This is a genomic window from Micromonospora sp. NPDC051141 (assembly GCF_044455765.1).
Lineage (GTDB): Bacteria > Actinomycetota > Actinomycetes > Mycobacteriales > Micromonosporaceae > Micromonospora.
On the sequence record NZ_JBITFD010000018.1, the window covers coordinates 25,403 to 41,855 of the forward strand.

12 protein-coding genes and 1 tRNA gene are annotated in these 16,453 nt (G+C 73.5%); 4 read left to right on the top strand and 9 right to left on the bottom strand.

Annotated elements, in window-relative coordinates; all coding sequences use genetic code 11:
* Positions 1-179: 179 nt before the first annotated feature.
* The 8 genes from thrB to argS all read right to left on the bottom strand — a co-directional run bounded on the left by thrB (position 180) and on the right by argS (position 12,270).
* Positions 180-1,082 carry a homoserine kinase gene (gene thrB, locus ACIA6B_RS27950; protein WP_396777804.1) on the bottom strand — a complete coding sequence of 301 codons (903 nt, stop codon included), beginning with the start codon at positions 1,080-1,082 and terminating at the stop codon, positions 180-182.
* A gap of 141 nt (positions 1,083-1,223) precedes the next feature.
* Positions 1,224-2,456, bottom strand: a complete 1,233-nt coding sequence (locus tag ACIA6B_RS27955) for an MFS transporter (RefSeq protein WP_396777806.1) — start codon at positions 2,454-2,456, stop codon at positions 1,224-1,226.
* A gap of 9 nt (positions 2,457-2,465) precedes the next feature.
* A complete protein-coding gene (locus tag ACIA6B_RS27960) occupies positions 2,466-3,287 on the bottom strand; it encodes a polysaccharide deacetylase family protein (protein WP_396777808.1) in 822 nt (273 codons plus the stop codon).
* Positions 3,288-3,410: 123 nt separating this feature from the next.
* A complete protein-coding gene (locus ACIA6B_RS27965) occupies positions 3,411-6,659 on the bottom strand; it encodes an efflux RND transporter permease subunit (RefSeq protein ID WP_396777810.1) in 3,249 nt (1,082 codons plus the stop codon).
* 88 nt (positions 6,660-6,747) lie between these two features.
* On the bottom strand, positions 6,748-7,797 hold the full coding sequence (gene thrC, locus ACIA6B_RS27970; protein ID WP_281937640.1) for a threonine synthase: 1,050 nt from the start codon (positions 7,795-7,797) through the stop codon (positions 6,748-6,750).
* 112 nt (positions 7,798-7,909) lie between these two features.
* The gene (locus ACIA6B_RS27975; protein ID WP_396777812.1) at positions 7,910-9,214 is read right to left on the bottom strand and encodes a homoserine dehydrogenase; all 1,305 of its coding nucleotides are present in this window, start codon (positions 9,212-9,214) and stop codon (positions 7,910-7,912) included.
* Positions 9,211-10,596, bottom strand: a complete 1,386-nt coding sequence (gene lysA, locus ACIA6B_RS27980) for a diaminopimelate decarboxylase (RefSeq protein ID WP_396777814.1) — start codon at positions 10,594-10,596, stop codon at positions 9,211-9,213. The genes ACIA6B_RS27975 and lysA overlap by 4 nt, the downstream gene beginning before the upstream one ends.
* A 6-nt stretch (positions 10,597-10,602) precedes the next feature.
* On the bottom strand, positions 10,603-12,270 hold the full coding sequence (argS, locus tag ACIA6B_RS27985) for an arginine--tRNA ligase (protein ID WP_396777816.1): 1,668 nt from the start codon (positions 12,268-12,270) through the stop codon (positions 10,603-10,605).
* A gap of 99 nt (positions 12,271-12,369) precedes the next feature.
* On the opposite strand from argS, the gene ACIA6B_RS27990 reads away from it, so the two are divergent.
* The 4 genes from ACIA6B_RS27990 (at position 12,370) to ACIA6B_RS28005 (ending at position 14,887) form a co-directional block, all read left to right on the top strand.
* On the top strand, positions 12,370-13,203 hold the full coding sequence (locus ACIA6B_RS27990; protein WP_396777818.1) for a DUF3105 domain-containing protein: 834 nt from the start codon (positions 12,370-12,372) through the stop codon (positions 13,201-13,203).
* 10 nt (positions 13,204-13,213) lie between these two features.
* Complete coding sequence (locus ACIA6B_RS27995) at positions 13,214-13,888, top strand: DUF305 domain-containing protein (protein WP_396777819.1); 675 nt, start codon at positions 13,214-13,216, stop codon at positions 13,886-13,888.
* Between the two features lie 152 nt (positions 13,889-14,040).
* Positions 14,041-14,736 (top strand): winged helix-turn-helix domain-containing protein, encoded by a 696-nt coding sequence (locus tag ACIA6B_RS28000; protein ID WP_281937651.1) that lies wholly within the window; start codon positions 14,041-14,043, stop codon positions 14,734-14,736.
* Positions 14,737-14,812: 76 nt separating this feature from the next.
* Positions 14,813-14,887, top strand: a tRNA-Arg gene (locus tag ACIA6B_RS28005).
* A 47-nt stretch (positions 14,888-14,934) separates the two neighbouring features.
* Here the strand turns inward: ACIA6B_RS28005 and ligD are convergent.
* Positions 14,935-15,894, bottom strand: a complete 960-nt coding sequence (gene ligD, locus ACIA6B_RS28010; RefSeq protein ID WP_396777822.1) for a non-homologous end-joining DNA ligase — start codon at positions 15,892-15,894, stop codon at positions 14,935-14,937.
* Between the last annotated feature and the right edge of the window lie 559 nt (positions 15,895-16,453).

Consider the following 16,453-nt stretch of genomic DNA (forward strand, 5'->3'; position numbering starts at 1 on the left):
GTCTGCGGCGACCTGCGGAAACTGCGGTGCGGCGTGGGCCTTGGCAGGGGTGACGGGCTGACCGCCGAGAGCTTCGGGGGTGCGCCGAACCGCAGGAAGATCGCATGCTTCGCGGCTGTGCTCGGTCTAGAGGGTAATCAACTCTTCCGACCTGCGGCAACAGGGTCCCGCTCGGCGTGTCAAAGTGTACCCCGGAAAACCCGGGCTCCGCTGACATCTGTCGGCAACTCCCACCGGCGCCATTCTGTTCCCGGCTCGAAGCCCGCCGGCACGTCGGAGAGCGCCAGCACGGTCGGGCCCGCCCCACTGATCACGGCAGCCACACCCGCCGCACGCAGCGCGGCGACCAGCCGGGCGCTGGCCGGCATCCCCGGGGCCCGCTGCTCCTGGTGGATGCGGTCGACGGTGGCCGGCAGCAGCAGCGCGGGGTCGACGGTCAGCGCGTGCACCAGCAGCGCGGCCCGGCCCGCGTTGGCCGCGGCGTCGGCGTGCGGCACGGTGGCCGGCAGTGCGGCCCGCGCCGCCGCGGTCAGGCCCCGCTCGGCCGGCACGAAGACGGTGGGCCGGACGGTCGACGCCACCGGCAGCGAGACCGCCCGGGCGCCGGACGGCTCCGTCCAGGCGATCGTGAAGCCGCCGAGCAGGCACGGGGCCACGTTGTCCGGATGCCCCTCCAGCTCCGCGGCCAGGCGCAGCGCGGCCGCGTCGTCCAGCCGCTGCCCGCCGTCGACCACAAGCGCGCGGGCCGCCAGCACCCCGGCCACGATGGCCGCCGAGGACGAACCGAGACCACGGGCCTGCGGGATCCGGTTGACGCACTCCAGCGCCAGGCCGGCGGGCTGCGCGCCCAGCACGTCGAACGCGGCCCGCATGGCGGTCACCACCAGGTGCCGGTCGTCCGCCGGCAGCTCACCGGCGCCCTCGCCGGCGACCACCACCCGGACGCCGCCGCCGGTCACCTCGGCCGTCACGTCGTCGTGCCGGCCGAGGGCCAGCCCGAGCGCATCGAACCCGGGGCCGAGATTGGCGCTGGTCGCGGGCACCCGGACCCGGACCGGACCGGAGGCGAAAGTCGTCGGCACCGGCTCATGCTAGGGCCTGGCACCGACACCGCGGCGGACCGCCCGCAGCGTGGGACCGCCGGACGGGCCGCCCGTCCCGCCGCGCCCGCTCGCCGCCGTGGCACGACCGGATCACGCCGGCCGGCAGCATCCGCTCCCGGGTCAACCGGCCGGCGACTGCGCCGGGTCGGTGAGCGACAGACGCCGGGTGGCGAACCGCCAGCCGATCGCGTAGACCACGGTGACCAGGCCGCAGCCGGCCAGCACGGTGCGCTCGTCCACCCGGTCCACCACCAGCGCCACCACCAGCTGGCTGAGCGCGATGGCCAGCGTGGCGAGCATCATGTCGGTGGCGAAGACCCGGCCGCGCAGCCGGTCCGGCACCTCGCCCTGGAGCGCGTAGTTGGACAGCACCCAGTTGCTGCCGCCCCCGAGGTGGGCCAGGAAGACCAGCACCAGCACCAGCGGGAACCAGGACACCGCCGAGGCCCCCAGGTAGGCCAGGCCGTACGTCGACATGGACAGCGCCAGGCCGGTGAGCAGCCAGGCCCGGTTGCTGAGCACCCGGCGCATCAGGATCGGACCGACGAGCGCGCCGGCGCCCCGGGCGGCGAACAGCAGACCGGCGCCGACCGCCCCGACCCCGTACACGCCGGCCAGCAGCGGGAAGACGGTCAGCACGCCGTTGCCCAGGCCGACCGCCGACTTCACCGTCACCAGCGCGAGCACGCGCGGCCGGCGGGCGATGTAGCCGAGCGCCTCGCGGATCGCCGCCGAGGGGCGCGGCACGCCCGCCGCCGGGTCCCGGGGCGCCTGGAGGGGCCGCCGGATCAGTGCGGCCAGCGCCGCCGCCCCGGCCAGGCCCGCCGCGGCCACCCAGAAGCAGGCGTACGGGCCGGCGGCGGCGCTCAGGATGCCGCCGAGCGAGGCGCCGACCACCGCCATCGTCCCCCAGGCCGAGCCGGCGACCGCGTTGGCCGCCGCCAGGTCCACCGGGTCGACCACGTTGGGCAGCGCGGCCTGGGCGGCCGGCGAGTAGAACGCCTTCGCCACGGCCACCACCGCGATGGCCAGCAGCGCCAGCCAGGCGGTCCCGGCGCCGCGCACACCGAGCAGCAGCAGAATGCCGGCGAACGCGGCCACATTGGCCGCCATCATCACCTTGCGGCGGTCGAACCGGTCGGCGACGGTGCCCGCGTACGGGAGCAGCAGGGCGGTGGTGCCGGTGTCCACGGCCAGCACCAGCGCGCCCCAGATCCCGCTGCCGGTCAACTCCGGCAGCAGCACGAGCAGCGGCACCATGACGAACCAGTCGGCGCCGAAGACCACCAGCTCGGCGAGGAACAGGTGGCGGAAGTCGCGGTTACGGACGAGGACCGAGAGGGTGGGTGACACGCCGGCACCCTATCGGGCGGCTCCCGGGGCGGTGGTGCGACGCAGCAGGTCGGAAACGGTCACGAACGCGTAGCCCCGGGCCCGCAGCCCGGCGATCATGTCGGGCAGGCCGCGGAGCGCGACCAGCCGCCGCTCGTCGCCGACGTCGTGGCCGAGCAGGATGGTGCCGGGCCGCACGTCGGCCACGATGCGCCGGGCGTGCCCGGCCGGGTCGTGCGGGAACTCGCTCTCCACCATCTGGAGTGTCCAGAGCACCAGCCGGTAGTCCAGTTGGGCCGCCGCGTACAGCACCGCCCCGCCCAGGTGCCCCCAGGGCGGGCGGAGCAGCCGGGGCGCCGAGCCGGTGGCCGCGGTGATCGCGTCGTGGCTGCGGCGCAGGTCGTCGTGGACCGTCGCGGCGTCCATCCGGGCCAGGTCCTGGTGCGCCCAACTGTGGTTGCCCACCTCGTGGCCGCCCATCCGGCCGCGCACCAGCGCGGCGTGCCGGCGGGCCCGCTCACCGACCAGGAAGAACGTGGCCGGCACCCGGTGCTCGGCCAGCGTGTCCAGCACCATCGGCGTCCACTGTGGCCGTGGCCCGTCGTCGAACGTCAGCGCCACCAGCGGCTCACCGGTGCGAACACCCCACACCACCTGCACGCCGCCCCCGCCGACGTCCTGGCGGCGGTTGCCGAGCGTCGCGCTGGCCGGGCCGCCGGCCAGCGGCAGCCGGCGGTCGGCCACCCACGTGCTCTCCAGCGTCGCGGCGGAACCCAGCGCGGCGCCGCCGAGCAGCAGCGCCGACCGGCGCAGCAGCGCTCGGCGACCCCACCGACCCCTGCCGTCCGCCATCGCGCCCCCGCACCCAAAGTAGGCACCAGCTCACCGAGCGTACCGCTCAGCGAGGCCCTACCGGGGGGAGGTGTTGGGCGGGGGCCCCGCTTATGCAGAAAGCGATAAGCGGGGCCCCGCCTTTCACTCGGTCGGGGGAAGCGGGGAACGGCGGCTCTTCGGCAGCCGGAGCACCTCGAACTGGTCCGTGCCGTCGACAAGCGCCCCGGACGGGCGGGCCGGCGGCTCGGTCGGGGCGTCCCCGCCGCCCACGTTCACCGGCGGCGGCTCGGCCCGCTCGACCGGCTCGGCCGGGCCGGTCGGGCCGGTCGGCTCCGGCATGCCCCGGCGGCGGTCCCGGCGGTCCCGGAACGAGCCCTTGGTGCGCTCGACCATGGTGTAGAGCGTCGGCACCAGGACCAGCGTCAACAGCGTCGAGCTGAGCAGACCACCGATCACCACGATCGCCAGCGGCTTCGAGATGAACCCGCCCTCACCGGTCAGCCCGAACGCCATCGGCAGCAGCGCGAACACGGTGGCGACCGCGGTCATCAGAATCGGTCGCAGCCGACGCCGGCCACCCTCGACCACCGCCTCGGTGACACCCATGCCCTGTGCCCGGTACTGGTTGATCAGGTCGAGCAGCACGATCGCGTTGGTCACCACGATGCCGACCAGCATGAGCACGCCGATCAGCGCCGGCACGCCCAGCGGCGTCCCGGTGGCCAGCAGCAGCGCGATCGCGCCGGTCGCCGCGAACGGCACCGAGATCAGCAGGATCAACGCCTGGGTCAGGCTGCGGAACGTGGCCACCATGATCAGGAAGACGATCGCGATGGCGGCCAGCACCGCCAGGCCGAGGTCCGCGAACGCGTCCGCCTGGTCGGCGCTCACCCCGCCGATGACGTACGTGGCACCCGGCACGTTCAGCGCGTCCAGCTTCTTCTGAAGCTCGGACGTGGTGGCGCCGAGGTTCGAGCCGGTGGCCGTGCCGGTCACCGAGACACTGCGCTCGCCGTCGATCCGGGTCACCTGCTGCGGCCCGTCGACCTGGTTGACGTCGGCGATCGCGTCCAGCGTCACCGGCCCCACCCGCAGCGCCCGCAGCTCCGCCACGCTCAGCGGCGGCTTCGCCCCGCTGCTCAGCACCACGTCCTGCGCCGTGCCGTCCAGCGTGACCTGACCCAGCGGCGCCCCCCGGTACGTCTGCGCGACGAGCTGCCCGACGGCCGCCTCGGTGAGACCGGCGCGGGCCGCGGCGACCCGGTCCACGGTCACCTCGACCCGGGGCACCCGGGTGGCCAGGCCGCTGGTGACGTCCTCGACGCCGGAGGTGCCGGCCATCGCGGCCCGGACCTCCTCCGCCGCCCGGGTCAGCGTCTCCTGGTCGGCGGCCTGCACCACCACCTCGACCTGGTTGGCCGAGGCGTCCTGCCCGCCGCCGAAGGTCAGCTCGCCGACCTCCGGGCCGAGCGCGTCGAACTCCTTGCGCAGCGTCTCCCGCACCGCCTTGGCGTCGGTGTCGTCGGAGAGCGCCAGCGACCAGGAGGCGCTGTCACTGCCGCCGCCCCCGGCCCACGGGTTGTCCCCGCCACCGGCGCTGACCTGGTAGGTCTCCACGCCCGGCGTACGCTTCAGCACCTCCTCGACCCGGGCGGCGGCCCGGTCGGTGCCGGTGAGCCCGGTGCCGGCCGGCATCTCCTGCCGGATGGCCAGGGTGTCCTGGCCGGAGTCGTCCAGGAAGTTGGTCTCCAGCTTCTGCGCCAGACCGAACGTGCCCAGCAGCACCAGCAGGCCGAGCGCCACGGTGGCCCACCGGCTCTTCCGCGACCGGGTGGCGAAGCCGATCACCGGCAGGTACGCCCGCTGGAGCGGGCTGCGCAGCTCCTTCTCCTCGGCGGCGCGGCGGGCGGCCTCGTCGTCCGCGCCGCGGCGCGGCCGGAGGAACCAGTACGCCAGCACCGGGATCACGGTCAGCGACACCAGCAGCGAGGCGAGCAGGGCCACCGTCACGGTGATCGCGAACGGCGCGAAGAGCTGCCCGACGAAGCCGCCGACCAGGGCGATCGGCGCGAAGACGGCGACCGTGGTCAGCGTGGAGGCGGTGACCGCGCCGGCCACCTCGCGGACCGCGGCCAGGATCGCGTCGCGTTTCTCCTCGCCGTACTCCAGGTGCCGTTTGATGTTCTCCAGCACCACGATGGAGTCGTCCACCACCCGGCCGACCGCGATGGTCAACGCGCCGAGCGTGAGCAGGTTCAGCGAGTAGTCGCCGGCCCAGAGCACGATCAGCGCGACCAGCACCGACAGCGGGATGGAGACCGCGGTGACCACGGTGGACCGCACCGAGAGCAGGAACACCAGGATCACCACCACGGCCATCAGCAGGCCGAGCAGGCCCTCGGTGGTGAGACTCTCGATGGACCGCTCGACGAACGGGGCCTGGTCGAAGACGACGGTCAGCTCCGCGCCGGAGGCGGTCTGCAACTCGGCCAGCCGGTCGCGGATGTCGTGCGAGATGCCGACCGCGTTGCCGTCCGGGCTGGCGGTCACCGCGATGCCCAGGCTCGGCTTGCCGTTGGTGCGGGTGAACGACGTCGCCGGGGCGAGCTGCTGCTCCACCCTCGCCACGTCACCGAGGCGCACCGGCGCGGCCGGCGCGGTGGTGAGCACGATGCCCCGCAGGTCGTCCACCGTGCGGATCGGCGTGCCGACCTGCACCGGCAGCGACCGGTCGCCGTCGGCCAGCGCGCCGGCCGGCACCGCCACGCCGTTCGACCTGAGCGCCGACGCGATGGCGGTCGGGGACACCCGGGCGGCGGCCAGCTTCGCCGGGTCGGGCGTGATCGTCACCACCTGGTCGCGGGCGCCGGTGACGTCCACCGAACGGACGCCGTCCAGCCCTTCCAGCTCCGGCACCACGGTGGCGCGCAGCTTCTCGGCCAGCGCCCGCTCGTCGCCGTCGCCGGTCGCGGCGACCACCACCGCGGGCAGGTCGTCGGTGCTACCGGCGATCACCTGCGGGTCGACGCCCTCCGGGAGCCGGGCCCGGTTGATCGCGGTCTCCATCTTGTTGACCACGTCGTCCAGGTCGGTGCCGAACTCGTACTGCACCTGGACGGTGGCCGCGCCCTCGCGCGAGGTGGAGGTGACCTTCTCCAGCCCCGGGATGCCCTGGAGGCTGTTCTCGATCGGCTCGGCGACCTGGGACTCGACGATCTCGGGGGCGGCGCCCGGGTACGGCGCCACGATGAACGCCGCCGGGAATTCCAGCGAGGGCAGCAGTTGCTGCTTCAGCGACGGCACGGCGAACGCGCCGAACGCCGCGGTCACCAACGCGATCAGGGCGATCAGGCCCCGGTTGGCAAGACTGAATCTGGCGAGCAACGACATGGGCGTTGGTCACTCCTGGGAAGGGGTCTGCGGGGTGCCCTGAGTCTGCCGCACCCGCTCCCGCTCCCCGCCTGCGGGGCGGGTGGGTTCAGGCCAGGTCGAGGGAGCGGGCGGCGGCGAGGGCGTCGTTGGCGATGGTCACCGGCGCCGGGGCGGTCGAGATGGCCCACTCCGGGTCCTTCAGGCCGTGGCCGGTGACCGTGCACACCACCCGCGACCCGGCCGGCACCTGACCGGCGGCGGCCTGCTGGAGCAGGCCGGCCACGCTGGCGGCGCTGCCCAGCTCGACGAAGACGCCCACCTCGCGGGCCAGCAGGCGGTACGCGGAGAGGATCTCCCGGTCGGTGACCGAGGAGATCAGCCCACCGGAGGCGTCCCGCGCGTCGACCGCCTTCGTCCAGCTCGCCGGGTTGCCGATCCGGATGGCGGTGGCGATGGTCGACGGCTCGGGCACCACCTGGCCGGTGACGATCGGGGCCGCGCCGGCCGCCTGGAAGCCGAACATCCGGGGGGCCTTCGTGGCGTTGCCGTCGTGCAGGTCCTCGGAGTAGCCCATCCAGTAGGCGGTGATGTTGCCGGCGTTGCCGACCGGCAGGCAGTGGATGTCCGGCGCGTCGCCGAGCGCCTCGACGATCTCGAAGGCGGCCGTCTTCTGGCCGTGCAGCCGGTACACGTTCACGGAGTTGACGAGCGCGACCGGGTAGTCCTGGGCGAGCTTGCCGGCCAGCGCCAGGCAGTCGTCGAAGTTGCCCTGCACCTGGAGCAGCTTCGCGCCGTGCACCAGCGCCTGGGCCAGCTTGCCCAACGCGATCTTGCCCTGCGGCACCAGCACCGCGCAGGTGATCCCGGCACGGGCCGCGTACGCGGCGGCCGACGCGCTGGTGTTGCCGGTGGAGGCGCAGATGATCGCCTTGTCACCGCCCTCGACCGCCTTGGAGACGGCGAGCGTCATGCCCCGGTCCTTGAACGAGCCGGTCGGGTTCGCGCCCTCGACCTTGAGCCACACGTCCGCGCCGACCCGGGCGGAGAGCACCGGCGCCGGCAGCAGCGGCGTGTTCCCCTCGTGCAGGGTGACGACCGGAGTGGCATCGGTGATCGGCAGCCGGTTCCGGTACGCCTCGATCAGCCCTCGCCACATGTCGCGCTCCTCGCCTCTCCCGCCCCGGTCCGGGGCCCGTCTCAAGCGTGGACCAGCCCGCCCGACCGGTCACCGGCACACTCCGACCTAACCATCAGGCGGGACGCCGGGGTTACGCCCCGCCCTCGACCCGCAGCACGCTGGTGACCGACCGGACGGTGTCCAGCCCGCGCAGCTCGCGCACGGTGGCCGCGAGCGCGGCGTCCGGTGCGACGTGGGTGACGATGACCAGCTCGGCGTCCCCGCCGGCGGGGCCCTGCCGGACGGTGGCGATGGAGACCTCGTGCCGGGCGAACACCCCGGCCACCGACGCCAGCACACCCGGCCGGTCGGCCACGTCGAGGCTGATGTGGTAGCGGGTGAGCGCCTCCCCCATCGGCCGCACCGGCAGGTCCGCGTACGCCGACTCGCTGGCCGCGTGCACGCCGGCGAGGCGGTTGCGGGCCACCGCCACCACGTCGCCGAGCACCGCGCTGGCGGTCGGCGCCCCGCCCGCGCCCCGGCCGTAGAACATGAGCTGCCCGGCGGCGTCCGCCTCGACGAAGACCGCGTTGAACGCGTCGCCGACGCCGGCGAGCGGATGGCTCAGCGGGATCATCGCCGGGTGCACCCGGACGTTGACCGTCTCGCGGCCGGCCGGGTCGGCGCCCCGGGCCGCGATGCAGAGCAGCTTGATGGTGCAGCCCATGGCCTTGGCGCTGGCCACGTCCGCGGCGGTCACCTCGGTGATGCCCTCGCGGTGCACGTCGGCGGCGGTGACCCGGGTGTGGAACGCCAGCGAGGCGAGGATGGCGGCCTTGGCGGCGGCGTCGAAGCCCTCCACGTCGGCCGTCGGGTCGGCCTCCGCGTACCCCAGCTCGGTGGCCTCCTCCAGCGCCTCGGCGAACCCGGCGCCGGTGGCGTCCATGGCGGAGAGGATGAAGTTGGTGGTGCCGTTCACGATGCCGGTGACCCGGGTGATCCGGTCGCCGTGCAGCGACTCGCGCAGCGGGCGCAGCAGCGGGATGGCCCCGGCGACGCTGGCCTCGTAGTAGAGGTCGGCGCCGCCCTCGGCCGCCGCGTCGTGCAGCGTGGCGCCGTCCTCGGCGAGCAGCGCCTTGTTGGCGGTGACCACGCTCTTGCCGGCGCGCAGCGCCTCGACCAGCCAGCCCCGGGCCGGCTCGATGCCGCCGACGACCTCGATCACCACGTCCACGTCGTCGCGCTTGATCAACCCGAGCGCGTCGGTGGTGAACAACGCCGGGTCGACCGGCAGGTCGCCGCGGTCGCGGCCGAGCCGGCGGACGGCGATGCCGGCGATCTCCAGCGGGGCGCCGATCCGGGCGGCGAGGTCGGCCGACTGCGCGTGCAGCAGGCGTACGACGTCGCTGCCGACCGTGCCGCAGCCGAGCAACGCCAAGCGAACCGGTGAGGTCATCCCACATCCAATGCGAGCAGGTCGTCTTCGGTCTCCCGCCGAACGATCACCCGGGCGTGACCGTCACGCACGGCGACGACCGGGGGCCTCGGCACATGGTTGTAGTTGCTGGCCATGCTCCGGCAGTAGGCCCCCGTGCCGGGCACCGCGACAAGATCTCCGGGCTGCACGTCGGCGGGCAGGAATTCATCCTTCACCACGATGTCCCCGGACTCACAGTGCTTTCCCACCACGCGGGCGAGCATCGGCACCGTGGAAGACGCGCGGTTCGCCAGTGTCGCCGAGTAGGACGCGTCGTAGAGCGCGGTGCGGATGTTGTCGCTCATCCCCCCGTCCACGCTGACGTACGTCCGCAGACCGTCCACGTCCTTCACCGTGCCCACCTCGTAGAGCGTGAACACGGCCGGGCCGACGATGGCGCGGCCCGGCTCGACCGAGAGGTGCGGCACGGCGAGGTTCTCCGCCGCGCACTCGCCGTCGACGATCTTGCGGAGCCGCTTGGCCAGCTCGTGCGGGGACGCCGGGTCGTCCTGCGTGGTGTACGCGATGCCGAAGCCGCCGCCCAGGTCCAGCTCGGGCAGCTCCACGCCGCGGGCGTCGCGGATCTGCGCCTGGAGGGCGAGCACCCGGCGGGCGGAGACCTCGAAGCCGCTGGCGTCGAAGATCTGCGAGCCGATGTGCGAGTGCAGCCCACGCAGCTCCAGCACGTCCTCGTCGAGGATCCGGAACGCCGCCGTCGCGGCGGCGCCGCCGGCGAGGGAGAAGCCGAACTTCTGGTCCTCGTGCGCGGTGGCGATGAACTCGTGGGTGTGCGCCTCCACGCCGACGGTGACCCGCAGCAGCACCCGGGGACGGACCCCGCGCTCGCGGGCCAGCGCGGTGAGCCGGTCGATCTCGGTGAACGAGTCGACGATGATCCGGCCCACGCCGGCGTCCACCGCCCGGGTCAGCTCCGTCACCGACTTGTTGTTGCCGTGGAAGCCGATCCGTTCCGGCGGCATCCCGGCCGACAGCGCGGTGGCCAACTCACCGCCGGTGCAGACGTCGAGGAACAGGCCCTCCTCGGCGATCATGCGGACCACCGCGCGGCAGAGGAACGCCTTGCCGGCGTAGTAGACGTCCGCGTCCGGAAAGGCGGCCCGGAACTCGCGGCAGCGTCCACGCAGGTCGTCCTCGTCCAGCACGTACGCCGCGGTGCCGAACTCGGCGGCCAGGTCGCGGACGTCCAGGCCGGCGACGGTCAGCGCGCCGGCCGGGCCGCGCGCCACGTGCCGCGGCCAGAGCTGCGGCACCAGGGCGTTGACGTCGACCGGGGTACGCAGCCAGGCGGGCCCCCGGTTGCCGATGTCGCCGTGCAGGGCGCCGGCCTCATGCGCGCGCACCGGGGATCACATCCTTTCCGGCGCGGAGACGCCGAGCAGGCGCAGGCCGTTGGCGATGACCACCCGGGTGGCGTCGTTGAGCCAGAGCCGGGCCCGGTGGGTGTCGGTGATCTCCTCGTCGCCCTGCGGCGCGATCCGGCAGTTGTCGTAGAACCGGTGGTACGCCTGCGCGACGCTCTCCTCCAGGTAGCGGGCGATCCGGTGCGGCTCGCGCAGCTCGGCGGCGGTGGCCACCACGGCGGGGAACTCGGCGAGCGCCTTGAGCAGCTCGTTCTCCTTCTCGTGGCCGAGCAGCTCGGGGCGGAACGCGGCAGCGTCTCCCCGGGTCAGCCCGATCTCGGCGGCGTTGCGGGCCACCCCGGCCGTGCGGGCGGCCACGTACTGGACGTAGTAGACCGGGTTGTCGTTCTTGGCCCGGGTCCACAGCTCCACGTCGATGTCGATCGGTGAGTCGGCCGAGTAGCGGGCCAGCGCGTACCGGGAGGCGTCCACGCCGATCGCGTCGACCAGGTCCTCCAGGGTGACCACGGTGCCGGCCCGCTTGCTCATCCGCACCGGGGCGCCGTCGCGGACCAGGTTGACGAGCTGGCCGATGAGGATCTCCAGATTGCGCGCCGGGTCGTCGCCGAAGCAGGCGGCCATCGCCTTCATCCGGCCGATGTAGCCGTGGTGGTCGGCGCCCAGCATGATCACGACCCGCTCGAAGCCGCGCTCCCGCTTGTCGAGGTAGTAGGCGCAGTCGGCGGCGAAGTAGGTCCACTCGCCGTTGGACTTGCGCAGCACCCGGTCCTTGTCGTCGCCGAAGTCGGTGGTGCGCAGCCAGGTCGCGCCGTCGGACTCGAAGACGTGCCCCTGCTCGCGCAGCCGGGTCAGCGCCGCCTCCAGCTCGCCCCGGTCGTGCAGGTCCTTCTCGTTGAAGTAGGTGTCGAACTCCACCCCGAAGTCGCGCAGCGAGGACTTGATCTCGGCGAACATGAGCTGGACGCCCTCGACCCGGAACACCTCCTGGGCGGCGTCGTCGGCCAGCTCCCGCACCTCGGGCCGGTGCGTGACCACCTCGGCCGCGATCTCCGCGATGTACGCGCCGCCGTAGCCGTCCTCCGGCGCCGGCTCACCCTTGGCGGCGGCCAGCAGCGACCGGGCGAACCGGTCGATCTGCGAGCCGGCGTCGTTGAAGTAGTACTCCGTGCCCACGTCGGCGCCGGTGGCGCGCAGCAGGCGGCTGAGCGCGTCGCCGACCGCCGCCCAGCGGACCCCGCCGATGTGCACCGGGCCGGTCGGGTTCGCCGAGACGAACTCCAGGTTGATCCGCTGCCCGGCCAGGGTGTCGCTGCTTCCGTACGCCGGCCCGGCCTCGACGATGACCTTGGCGAGCTGGCCGGCGGCGGCGGCGTCGAGCCGGATGTTCAGGAAGCCGGGGCCGGCGATCTCCACCGACTTGACCCCCGGCGCGTTGCCGAGCTGCTCGGCCAGCGCGGCGGCCAGCTCCCGCGGCGGCACGCCGACCTTCTTGCTGAGCTGCAACGCCAGCGTCGAGGCGTAGTCACCGTGATCGGGGTTACGGGGTCGCTCGACGGTGGTCTGCGCGGGCAACGCGGCAGGGTCCAGCCCCCGCTCGTCGAAGACGGCGTGGGCTGCGGCGAGGACGACCTCGGCGAGTTCTGCGGGAGTCACCGAACCATGTTATCGGGGGTAGACTCGGGCACCGCGGCGGCGACCCAGCATGTGAACAGGCCCCCGCGCTCCCCTGACCGACCGACCTGACGAGGCACGATGAGCATCAGCACCCCGGGCGGCCCGGAACGCCGTCCCACCGTGGTCAGCACCGGCAAGAAGCCGGCCGCCGGCCGGCCCGCGGCTGCCGAGAAGCCCGCCGCCAAGGCCGGCGCGACCAAGCCCGGCGGCGGCAAGGGCCCACGGGCGGGCGCCGGGGGCAAGGGCCGCAAGCCGGTCACCCCGGTCAAGGTGAGCCAGGGTCGCTCGTGGGGCCCGATCGCCCTCTTCGTCGCGGTCGGCGTGCTGGCCGTCGGCATCATCGGCATCGGCGCCTGGGCGGTCTACCAGGGCGCCCAGCCCTGGCAGAAGCGGGCCGACGCGATCGACGGCATGGTCGACTTCCGTAAGAAGGACAAGGACCTGGTCAAGGGCGGAAACCACCAGCCCGGCACGATCAAGTACGACGTGTCCCCGCCGGTCGCCGGCCCGCACAACCAGGCGTGGCAGAACTGCATGGGCGACGTCTACGACGCCCCGATCGCCAACGAGCACGCGGTGCACAGCCTGGAGCACGGCACGGTCTGGATCACCTACCGCCCGGACCTGCCGGCCGACCAGGTGGCGAAGCTCAAGAGCAAGGTGCAGGGCAAGGAGAAGCTGATGCTCAGCCCGTACGAGGGGCTGGACAAGCCGATCTCGCTCCAGGCCTGGGGCTTCCAGCTCAAGGTCGACAACGCCGACGACGGCCGGATCGACGAGTTCATCAAGACGCTGCGGGTGAACGCCTCGATCGAGGGCCCGAACGCGCTCTGCGACCAGGGCGTGACCGCCACCGGCACCACCCCGCGTGACAACCTCCAGCAGAACATGCCCGAGCAGCCCACCCAGTGAGGACGCCGCGATGACCGCCCCGGTGACCACCGACAGCGAGCTCGACGAGGCCCCGGCCGCCGACGAGGGCGGCCGGCCGGCGGCGCGTCGCTACGGCCTGCTGGCCGTGGCCGCCGCCGTCGTGGTCGGGCTGCTCCTCGGGTACGCCGGCGGCCTGCTCACCCCGACGCTCACCCGCCCGGGCCAGAACTCGGCCGAGGCCGGTTTCGCCCGGGACATGACCGCCCACCACAACCAGGCGGTGGCCATGGGTCTGCTGGCGTTCCGCCAGGGGCAGGACGCGGAGGTCCGCCAGGTCGGGGTGGACATCGCCACCGGGCAGCAGGGCGAGATCGGCACCATGCAGACCTGGCTGCGCTCCTGGAAGCTGGACCCGACCGGCGACCGGGCCCCGATGGCGTGGATGCCGGACGGCGCCGGGCTGGTCAGGAACGGCCTGATGCCGGGCATGGCCACCTCCGAGGAGATGGCGAAGCTGCGGGCGGCGAGCGGTCGCGAGTTCGACGTGATGTTCCTGAAGATGATGATCCAGCACCACATCGGCGGGGTCCACATGATCGACGGCATCCTCGCCGAGGGGCACGACGACGACGTGCTGGCGGTCGCCCAGGTCATGAAGAACACCCAGCAGAACGACCTGGCCAACCTCACCGCAGCGCTCAAGCGCCTGGGTGGCACGCCCTGACGGTCCCGCCCCCGCTCACCGGAGCCCGCGTCGCGCCCGTGACGCGGGCTCCAACATGTCCGGGCCCAGCAACTTTGCCCGTTATGTCGGTTCGTAGACTTTTTCTACCTACATATCGTGACCAGTTGTGATTCGGGGTCGTTGCGCAGGACGTGGGGGTTGCACTCAGAGACGCAGGGCGGTCGGTGACCAGCTGGTGCCGACGCCACACCATCGGCGGTGACGGAGCGGTGGCAGCCGTCCGTCGCGGACTGCGGCAGGGCGAGCCGGGAACGCTCAGCCGCGAACAGGAACTCGAACTGATCGACGTGCTGCGGGGCGTCCACCCGGACGAGTTCGGCCTCGACGAGGAGCTGTGGACGCGGCAGAGCCTGACCACGCTCATCGAACGCCGGTTCGCGCTGGCCATGGACGCCGGCACCGTCGGGGCGTACCTCCGGGCCTGGGGCCTGGGCCCCCGCGAGCCGCGCGAGCGGGCCTGCGGGCTCTGCGTGGGGGCGGTCGAGCGGTGGGTACGCAGCGAGTACCCGGCGATCACCCGGGCGGCCCAGGAGCACGCGGCGGAGATCTACTGGCTCGGCCGGGTCCGGCTGCGCGGCACCATGCCCGCCGCCGACGTGGTCTCGGCGGTCTCCTCGCGGGGGCGGGTGCGGTTCATGGTCACCACGCCGTCGGTGGACCCGCCGCTGCCCCGGGACTTCGTCCTACGGCTCAGCGGCGCCGACCAACGCCCCGTGCACCTGATCGTGGACGGCTCCTGGCCGCGCAACGAGTGGCCTCGACGACTGCCCCGCCGCATCGCGCTGCACCCGCTGCCGAGCTGCGGTCGCACCGTCGCCGCCGCCTGACCGACGAAGATCGACTCGCGGGCGATACCGATTCGGTGATCCGGGAAGGGGTTTGCTACTCTTCTCGGGTCGCTGAGCCCCCGTAGCTCAGGGGATAGAGCACCGCCCTCCGGAGGCGGGGGCGCAGGTTCGAATCCTGCCGGGGGCACCAGACATCTCGAAGCCCGGGCCACCGCGCCCGGGCTTTCGCGTTGCCGGTCAGCCGGCCTCCCGGCGGGCCCGGGCCCGTCGCTTGCCCTCGTGCATCGCCTGGACCCGGGCCACCGGGATGGTCCGCCCCTCGGCGACCAGCTCCGCCGGCAGCGACTGCGGCGCGGGCAGCGCCTCGGCCCACGGGTCGCGGTCGCCGAGCAGCGCCGGCACGGTCTTCACGGTGAAGTCGGCAGGCGTCGCCGACTCCAGGTCGGCCCAGCCGATCGGGTACGACACCGGCGCGCCGGGCCGGATCCGCGGGCTGTACGCGGCCACCACCGTCGCCCCGTGCGCGCGGGTCGAGTCCACGAAGACCCGGCCCCCGCGGTCGGCCACGATGAACGCGGTGGTGGCCAGCGCCGGGTCGAGCCGTTCGGTGTGGGCCGCGAGCGCCCGGGTCGCGGCGGCGGCCTCCTCAGCCGTGGTCTCCGGCGTCACCGGCACGATCACGTGCAGGCCCTTCGCGCCGCTGGTCTTGACGGCGCCGGCCAGCCCGGCGTCGCCGAGCGCCTGCCGCACCAGCAGCGCGACGCGTACCGCCGCGCCGAACGTCTTCCCCTCCGGCGGGTCCAGGTCGAGCACCAGGTGGGTCGGGTGCTCGGGCGCCCCGGCGCGGACCAGCGTGGGGTGGTACTCCACCGCCCGCTGGTTGGCGAACCAGAGCAGCGTCCGCCGGTCGTCGCAGAGCGCGTACGAGATGCGCCGGTGCGACGCCTCCGCCCAGACCTCGGTGCGGCGCACCCACTCCGGCGTGTACTTCGGCAGGTTCTTCTGCATGAACGGCTCCTGGCCGGGCCGGACCCGCAGCACCGACAGCGGCCGGTCGCGCAGCTCCGGCAGGATTCGGCCGTGCAGCGCGTCCAGGTAGTCGACCAGGTCGCGCTTGGTCGCACCGGCGGAGTCGAACAGCGGCTGGTCCAGATTGGTCAGCGAGATCCCGTCCCGGGTCTCGTCAGCGGCGCCCATCCGACCACCTTCCCGGCCCGGCGGCGGCTCGGCAACCCCGACACGGCGGCCAGCTCCGGCGGCCAGCTCCGGCGGCCAGCTCCGGCGGCCAGCTCCGGCGGCCGGCTCCGGCGGCCGGCTCCGGCGGCCGGCTCCGGCGGCCGGCGTGACGACCGGCTCCGGGCGGGTGTGCGACCTCGCTGGGCGAACCGGCGACCACTCGGGTGATGGGCAACCACGCTACGAACTTGATGGCGTGAACGAGTCAAGGGGGTCAGGCCACCCAGCCCGTCCGTGCGGGGCGCGACGCACGTCCCGAGTCACGGCGTGGTCCCGGACCGGTTCGGCACCGCTGAGGTCACCCCAACACGGCCCGGACCACGCACAGCAGTCCGGGCACGCACGCACAGCAGCCACGGCACGGTACGGTCCGACACGCACAGTAGTTCGGACGCCCGATCCGGACACGCACAGCAGTTCAGACACGCACAGTCCGACGCGCACGGTAGTACGGACACGCACAATCCGGACACGCACAGCAGTTCGGGCATGCGCAGTCCGACACGTACAGCAGTTCGGA